This window comes from Paenibacillus forsythiae T98, from assembly GCF_000520735.1.
GTDB classification, from domain to species: domain Bacteria; phylum Bacillota; class Bacilli; order Paenibacillales; family Paenibacillaceae; genus Paenibacillus_AQ; species Paenibacillus_AQ forsythiae.
On the sequence record NZ_ASSC01000668.1, the window covers coordinates 1 to 4,680 of the forward strand.

General features: G+C 57.0%; 5 protein-coding genes. All 5 read right to left on the reverse strand.

The annotated features are described in order from the left end of the window. Window positions 1-883, reverse strand: an 883-nt coding sequence (locus tag L692_RS0120600) for a tetratricopeptide repeat protein (protein WP_025701920.1), incomplete at its 3' end; no start/stop codon positions are given. A gap of 216 nt (window positions 884-1,099) precedes the next feature. Then, window positions 1,100-2,050, reverse strand: coding sequence for a ribose-phosphate diphosphokinase (locus L692_RS0120605; protein ID WP_025701921.1), 951 nt, complete (start codon window positions 2,048-2,050; stop codon window positions 1,100-1,102). A 23-nt stretch (window positions 2,051-2,073) separates the two neighbouring features. Further along, window positions 2,074-2,901, reverse strand: a complete 828-nt coding sequence (hisJ, locus tag L692_RS0120610) for a histidinol-phosphatase HisJ (RefSeq protein ID WP_025701922.1) — start codon at window positions 2,899-2,901, stop codon at window positions 2,074-2,076. Window positions 2,902-2,920: 19 nt separating this feature from the next. Continuing rightward, complete coding sequence (gene hisIE / locus L692_RS0120615; protein ID WP_025701923.1) at window positions 2,921-3,640, reverse strand: bifunctional phosphoribosyl-AMP cyclohydrolase/phosphoribosyl-ATP diphosphatase HisIE; 720 nt, start codon at window positions 3,638-3,640, stop codon at window positions 2,921-2,923. Continuing rightward, complete coding sequence (gene hisF, locus L692_RS0120620; protein WP_025701924.1) at window positions 3,637-4,395, reverse strand: imidazole glycerol phosphate synthase subunit HisF; 759 nt, start codon at window positions 4,393-4,395, stop codon at window positions 3,637-3,639. Before hisF ends, hisIE begins: the two co-directional genes overlap by 4 nt. Between the last annotated feature and the right edge of the window lie 285 nt (window positions 4,396-4,680).

Genomic DNA, 4,680 nt, shown 5'->3' on the forward strand with positions numbered 1-4,680 from the left:
GCCCGGCGTCACCGCCGATCTCCTGATCCTTCAGCAGACGGCGGAAATGGCTGTAAGCCACTCTATGCCGTCCCAGAATCCCCATGGTCGTCGCGAGTTTGAAGACATGCTCCCGGTGGAACGGGACGGTAACCTCAAGCATATGCACAAGCTCATCCAGCGCGCTCCGGTCCCCTTCATACTGAAGGAAGATCGCCAGATTGCAGAGCGCGTGCAAATTTCCCGGCTCCTGCTCCAGCACCCGCGCGATACATTCCTTCGCCTTGGCGAACCGGCCCATATAGAAATGCGCCAGCGCCAGATTATTATGCGCCGCCAAAAAATCGGGCGTCCCCTCGGTAATCTCCTCCAGGAGACGAACCGCCTCCGGAAATTTCCCTTCTTCCAGCAGACTCCGGGCGCGGTCATGCTCTACCGCCCCCTCCCGGCTGCGAATCCGGCTGAGCGAAACAGGACGGTCGAGCTCGTAGTGCAGCAGTTCGAGCAGTTCCTCCGATTCCGCAAGAAACTCGCCGTTAGCATCCTCCTCAAGATACGTAACCAGCGAGCGTTCGGCCTCCTCGAATCTTTCCATATTGGCGAAGTTGTTGGCCATATAGAAATGGCATTCCGTCATGGACGGGTCCACGTTGTCCAGTACATGGGCCAGGACGGCGTTGGACGCCTCGTAATCCCCCATCTCCGACAGTATACCCGCCATATTGCAATGATTAACCGGATTTTCCGGTTCATATTCAACCGCCTTGCGGAAATTTTTCAGTGCTTTTTCATATTGAAAGCGATCCAGCGAACGGACGGCTCTCTCAAAGAAAAAATTAGCGTTCAGAGTGACAGGGATAATCTTTCCGGTTCCGCCGTCGGTCTCTGAAATCTTGTCTATCATGGAAGCAAGGCACCTCCTCGTAAGCTCCCTAACCCTCTCTCCAACAGAAGACGCGCTTTGCCCGAGCGTTTCTCCAAACTTCACGTTTGCCGCTTCCCGTACGGGTCCCGGCTGTCTTCACACAGTATACCATAAAATCGAGAGAGATTTTCAAGTTGAACAGGTGCCGGAAGCCCGTATCCCGTTTCATTCGCGAGACGAAAAAAGACGGGGAATTTATATTCCCGCGTCTCCAAGCAGCTTGTCTATAGAACCGCCTTCGATAATAATGCTTGTGGCCCTCGCCAACATCGGAGCGACCGAGAGAACGGTGAAGCGGCCGGAATGGCCTTCGGGCAGCTCGATCGAATCGGTCACGACCACCTCCTCGATTCCGGGATGATCCAGCCGCTCAATCGCCGGGCCGGAGAACAGCCCGTGCGTGGCGCAGACGATACTGTTCTTCGCCCCTCTCTCCTTGAGTCCTTCGACAACGTTGACAATGGTCGTTCCCGTATCGATCAGATCCTCGATAATGACCGGCGTCCGTCCCTCCACATCGCCAATGACGTGGGTTATAACCGATTCATTATGGGCGGGACGCTTCTTGATCATGATCGCAAACGGCGAGTCCAGCTTGCTTGCCAGCTTCTCGGCCATGGAAGCGCGGCCGGCATCCGGCGATACAACGACCACATCGGACAGATTCTTGGTCTTCAGATAGCCGCTGATCAGATCAAGGGCCGTCAGGTGATCCACCGGAATGTTGAAGAAGCCCTGGATCGCAGCCGCATGCAGGTCAATGGTCAGCACACGCGTGGCGCCGGCTGTCGTCAGCACGTCGGCAACCATTTTGGCGGAAATAGGTTCTCTCGGCGCGGATTTGCGCTCCTGACGGGCATAGCCGTAATACGGAACGATAATATTGACCGTGCGGGCCGATGCCCGTTTGGCGGCGTCAATCATCACCAGCAGCTCGACGAACAGCTCATTGATGGGATGGGAGAGAGATTGCAGCAAAAAGACGTCGCAATTCCGGATGGTTTCTTCATAGTGCACATAAATCTCGCCGCTCTTGAAGCGGGTCAGCTTGATCTTCCCCAGCTCCACGCCAAGCCTTGAAGCAATATCCGCAGCCAGCTTCGGATTGGACGATCCGGAAAAAATACGCAATGAATGGTGCTGCATAGCGCCCCTCCTATGTTAAATTATTATCCTTCAAAAGGGACCATTTCCCGGCGGCGGTCTTCGAACACCGCAAGTTCACGAAATCCCGTATCCCAGAGCAGCTTGCGGGCCTCCGGAAGGCCCTCGCCAAGCTTGGCCGGATCATGAGCGTCCGAGCCCAGCGTCAGCGGGATGCCCAGCTCAAGCGCTTGCTTAAGCACATGCGAAGCCGGAAACATCTCCGCGCATGGCTTGAACAGGCCGGAGGCGTTCAGCTCCATTGCGATTCCCGCATCCGCTATCGCCCGCAGCGCGCCGCGCTCCAGCTCCCTCACTTCCGCCCTGCCTTCGGCGGTATCCGGTCCGTAGCCGAATCTTTTGATAACATCCATATGTCCTATTATATCGTATACCCCTGAAGATGCGGCCTTGCCTATCGCTTGATAATAACGCCGGTAGACCTCAAGAGGCTCCTGGCCCTCCCAGCCGTGGACCTGACGAAAGTCGGTAATGTCCCACTCGCCAAGAAAATGCACCGAGCCGATCAGATAATCCCAGGGGTAGGGAGCGAGCAGCTCGCGGATCTTATCTTCATACCCTTCGATATAATCGGCTTCAAGCCCCACCCGGAGATCAATGACTCCCCGGTAACGCTCCTTCAGGGCCAGACATTCCTCTACATAACGGGGAAGCTCCTCCAGCGGCATAGCCATCTCCGGATAATACTGCGCCGGGTCGACGTGAACCAGCGGCAGATGATCCGACAGGCCGAGCTGCTTAAGGCCGAGTTCAATGCCCCGGCGAACGTAATCCTCAAGCTTGCCTACGGCATGTCCGCAGCGCTCGTGGTGGGTATGGTAATCGATAAGCATGGAGAGGCTCCCTTCTGTACTAGTCGCGGCGGGGCCGCTCGTGGCGCGCGCTCAGCTCGGCCATAATCTCATCCAGCGGGAGCTTGCGCTCTTGCAGCAGGACGAGCAAATGATAGATCAGATCGCTGACCTCCAGCCGGAGCTCGGCGTTGTCCTTGTTCTTGGCGGCGATAATCGTTTCCGCTGTCTCTTCGCCCACCTTCTTCAGGATCTTGTCCACGCCTTTGTCGAACAAATATGTGGTGTAGGCTCCTTCCGGACGCTCCGCTTCTCTCTCGGCGATAACGCGCTCCAGCTCGGCCAGGACGGCAAAACGGCCCTCGGCTGTCTGGCTGCCGCCGTTATGTAATTCGTCCGCCTGCGGCGTGTCAGCCGCAGCCTTGCCTGCAAGCGGAAGCTCGCGGTAGAAGCAGGACACTTCGCCCGTATGGCACGCCGGACCCTCCGGCTTGACCTTCACGAGCAGCGTATCGCTGTCGCAGTCGTAATGAATCGAGGTAATTGCCTGGGTGTTGCCCGAAGTGCCCCCCTTATGCCATAATTCCCCACGCGAGCGGCTCCAGAACCAGGTCTGTCCGCTCTCCAGCGACAGCTTCAGCGATTCCGGGTTCATGTATGCGAACATCAGCACTTCCAGAGTGGTATCGTCCTGCACAATGGCCGGCAGAAGCCCGGCATCATTCCAGCGTATTCCTTCCAGTATCTCCTGCTGCCCAGACGTTGTATTGTTTTCGTTCATCGGATCTCCACACCCTTTTGTTTTAAGTCGGCCTTCAAATCGCCGATCCCGATTTCCTTATAATGAAAAATGGTCGCCGCAAGCCCGGCATCCGCCTTGCCCGCAGTGAACACATCATAAAAATGTTCAATCTTGCCCGCTCCGCCCGACGCAATTACCGGAATGTCCACCAGATCGCTGACCGCAGAGGTAAGTTTAATATCAAAGCCGTCCTTGGTGCCGTCAGCATCCATGCTGGTGAGCAAAATCTCGCCCGCTCCCAGCCTTTCGGCCTCCTTCACCCACTCCAGCGCCTTGATTCCGGAAGGCTTGCGTCCTCCGTGGGTGTACACTTCCCACTCGCCCCAATTCTCATTATATTTGGCATCGACCGCCACTACAATACATTGGGAACCGAACCGCCGCGCTCCTTCGAGAATCAGCTGCGGATTGTTGACAGCCGCGGTGTTAATGCCGATTTTGTCGGCTCCGGCGCGCAAGATCGTCTTCATATGCTCAGGAGCCGATATGCCTCCTCCCACGGTGAACGGAATGGAGATCTCGCCCGCCGTCCTGCGCACGACCTCGACCATGGTCGCCCGGCCTTCCACCGAGGCGGAAATATCCAGGAACACCAGCTCATCCGCGCCCTCCCGGTCATAAATCGCCGCGAGCTCCACCGGATCGCCGGCATCCCGCAGGTTTACAAAGTTAACGCCCTTTACTACCCGGCCGTCCTTGACGTCCAGGCAGGGTATGATGCGTTTGGCCAGCATGAATAATACCTCCTTTTTCGATCCCCCTAAATCCCCCTTAGCCAAGGGGGACCCCAAGGGCTCCGCCCTCTGGACACCCGAAAAGTTTGGCGGGGTCAGGGGCGGAGGCGCTCCTTGGTTTATTTTTGTGGTGCAACCGCTTATCCCTGCGGGACCGCTTGGACTGCGGCGCTCCTGCAAGCAAAGAACCAAAACCTTAAAACCTTCGCGTGCCGCGTTTTTGGCCCCTTCGGGACGGCGGCTTCGCTTCGCCTGCTCAACTGCCAAAACCCCTTAACACCTTCG

Coding starts and splice junctions, on each gene's coding strand:
- L692_RS0120605 (WP_025701921.1), bottom strand. CDS start 2,050: ATGCAGCACCATTCATTGCGTATTTTTTCCGGATCGTCCAATCCGAAG.
- hisJ (WP_025701922.1), bottom strand. CDS start 2,901: ATGCTTATCGATTACCATACCCACCACGAGCGCTGCGGACATGCCGTA.
- hisIE (WP_025701923.1), bottom strand. CDS start 3,640: ATGAACGAAAACAATACAACGTCTGGGCAGCAGGAGATACTGGAAGGA.
- hisF (WP_025701924.1), bottom strand. CDS start 4,395: ATGCTGGCCAAACGCATCATACCCTGCCTGGACGTCAAGGACGGCCGG.